This is a genomic window from Peribacillus sp. P4_C12, assembly GCF_056402095.1.
Genome location: NZ_JBFUIB010000512.1, coordinates 1 through 2535, shown reverse-complemented (window position 1 = coordinate 2535; position 2535 = coordinate 1). Strand labels below are relative to the sequence as shown.

Here is a 2535-nt window from a genome sequence, read left to right as displayed (position 1 = left end):
GCATGGAGAAAAGGACGTAACTACGATTCATTTCCAACACCTCCAACTAAAAAATGAATGTGGTTGGCATAGTGTAATCTAAAAAAACCGCAAATGCGGTTAGGTTTCATTAGTTAAAATTTAATTAGAAATTTGCAATGGTCATCTCTGTCTGTTTTACAGCAAATTCTATTTACCTGGTCTGTTTCAAGTATATTTTTAAACATTTGTGTTTCACAACTGCAAGCTGTTTTGAATTCCTTCGCCACTGCTAGAATTGGACAGTTATACTCAACTAGTTCATATGTGTTTTCGTCTATTTGAGATATATTTGCCATATAACCTTTTTCGTTTTGAATTTTAACGAGTTCATTCATCTTTTCATGGGTAGATTTTTGAGCGATTCTTGTTGAATATTCCTTCGTTAGTCGTTGCTCTCGTTTCTTAAATAAATAATGGATGGATTCATCTCCATGCAAATCTTTAATATCGTGAAGGAATTCAACACTGATTCCCTCATAATTTTTAGGGAATAGTCTTTCACCTTTTTCTGTTAAAGAATAGATTTGTAAAGGTCTTCCCATGGGCTGCTTGATTTCGTTACTTTGGATTAAACCATCTTTTTCCAATATATTTAGATGCTTTCTTACAGCCATATGTGTAATATTTAATCGATCAGTTAAGTCATTGACCGTTAATGATACTTCTTTTTTCAATAAATCAAGTATCTTATCTTTAGTAGATTTTTTTGTAGCATCCATGATCATGAGCACCTCACTTTCAAATTAGAGGAAAATTTAATCAAAATTGTATTTAAAATAAAAAGCAGTGCGTAATGCTGTGCACTGCTGGAGTTTTTTATTTAAATTAAAACTAATTATACTATATAGTATAAAATTCTAAAAGTGAAATAGCCTATTTTGGCAATTATTGATATTGAAGAATTTGGCTTTTAAATAATATTTGAAGGAAATTAGAAAAAAAGAATCAGAAAGATTGCAAATAAATTGTTTCTAATTAACTTTTGTTGTATTCTATAAAAAGATTAATTATACCTTTTAGTATAAAAAGTATAATTAATTCGCATGTTTTTTTCATTGAGAAATAGCTTAGAGAAAGGGAGGCAACTCATTTGAAAGAACTAAATGAAAAACAAGAAGTATTTTTCAATATATTAAGCGGTGATTCTACGGATGGTGACGGTGGTTATGGTGTTGGTACGATGGATCTAAATAATGTTACACCTATCATTATTAATCCAGAAGATAACAAAATCTTTATAGATATGGAAGCTCTACATGGTCGAAGTTTTGTGGAAAAAAAGGTAAGGTTCCGACCAAATAAATCTCATGCGGGAGATGACCCGAAACTTTATTGGATTGTTTGGGTGAGTCTTAATTCTACAAAAGATGGTCCATATTATTCCGGGTGTACCGCATGTGAGATATTTGTATCCAGAGAAGAGCGACGCATTAAACTCGGATATAAGTCCATGCCAGAGCATGTTAATAACTTGGATAAAGCAATAAAAAGTAAATTCGTTTTATCACATATTGATAAGAAATCGAAAAATTTATTAAAAGAATTCTTAATAAGTTATGATAAAGATTTTTGGGAACGATCAAGTAAAGAATTAAAGGAACAAATCACTGTTTAATTTTCTTAACAAAATCAATTTAAAAAATTAAAAGGTTGGTCTGACTAGATAACTTACATTATGTTTGTGAAGATACAGCATTAAGGATATTTAAATTTAGTGTTTAATGATTATTTTAGATAAGTAGGAGTGAATAAAATGGCGTTTGTTATTACATCACCTTGTATTTCGGAAAAAGCAGCAGATTGTGTTGATGTTTGTCCAGTAGATTGTATTGAGCTTAGTGAAGATCAATATATTATTGATCCATCTTTATGTATTGATTGCGGTGCCTGTGAATCGGCCTGTCCAGTTGAAGCAATCTATCATGAGGATGAATTACTAGAAGAAGATCAAATTTTCTTTGAAAAGGCTAAAAAGTACTTTGGTGCATAATCTCATGCTTTTTAGTATGCCTAGTATATGAAAAACAGATTATGAACTTTGAGATGGAGGAGGACCTACTCTGTTAGTTAAATGAGGCTGACAGTAGTTAATTGATTATCATGAATTACTCTGAAATTTTAGATGAAATTAAAGCATTGTGCCCTCATTCGTTTATACGACTTGCTGAACCGATGGCAAATCATACATTTATTCAAACGGGAGGAAATGCGGATATCTATATCAAACCAGAAAATGTAGATGAAGTTCAAAAAATAACTCGATACTCTTTTATAAAAAGGATTCCTTTAACCATACTTGGTTATGGAACAAATGTGATTATTCGAGATAGAGGAATTCGTGGAATTGTGATGATTTTGGACAATTTAAATGAAATAAAGGTACATGAAAATGAAATTAAAGCTGAAAGTGGAGCCAGTATCATTGATGTGTCCAAAGCTGCTCTCAAGCATCATTTATCAGGGATGGAATTTGCATGTGGAATCCCAGGAAGTGTGGGAGGAGCTTTAATGATG

4 protein-coding genes are annotated in these 2535 nt (G+C 31.4%); 3 read left to right on the top strand and 1 reads right to left on the bottom strand.

Annotation, left to right across the window (positions count from 1 at the left end):
* Positions 1 to 113: 113 nt before the first annotated feature.
* Complete coding sequence (locus tag AC1DUW_RS25740; RefSeq protein WP_477643812.1) at positions 114 to 740, bottom strand: helix-turn-helix transcriptional regulator; 627 nt, start codon at positions 738 to 740, stop codon at positions 114 to 116.
* Between the two features lie 371 nt (positions 741 to 1111).
* Here AC1DUW_RS25740 and AC1DUW_RS25735 point away from each other — a divergent pair, with 371 nt between their 5' ends.
* The 3 genes from AC1DUW_RS25735 to AC1DUW_RS25725 form a co-directional block, all read left to right on the top strand.
* Positions 1112 to 1636, top strand: coding sequence for a YwhD family protein (locus tag AC1DUW_RS25735; protein ID WP_477643811.1), 525 nt, complete (start codon positions 1112 to 1114; stop codon positions 1634 to 1636).
* 138 nt (positions 1637 to 1774) lie between these two features.
* Complete coding sequence (locus AC1DUW_RS25730) at positions 1775 to 2011, top strand: indolepyruvate ferredoxin oxidoreductase subunit alpha (protein WP_148359660.1); 237 nt, start codon at positions 1775 to 1777, stop codon at positions 2009 to 2011.
* Between the two features lie 110 nt (positions 2012 to 2121).
* Positions 2122 to 2535 (top strand): FAD-binding protein (locus AC1DUW_RS25725; protein WP_477643810.1); only part of this gene is annotated, 414 nt, incomplete at its 3' end.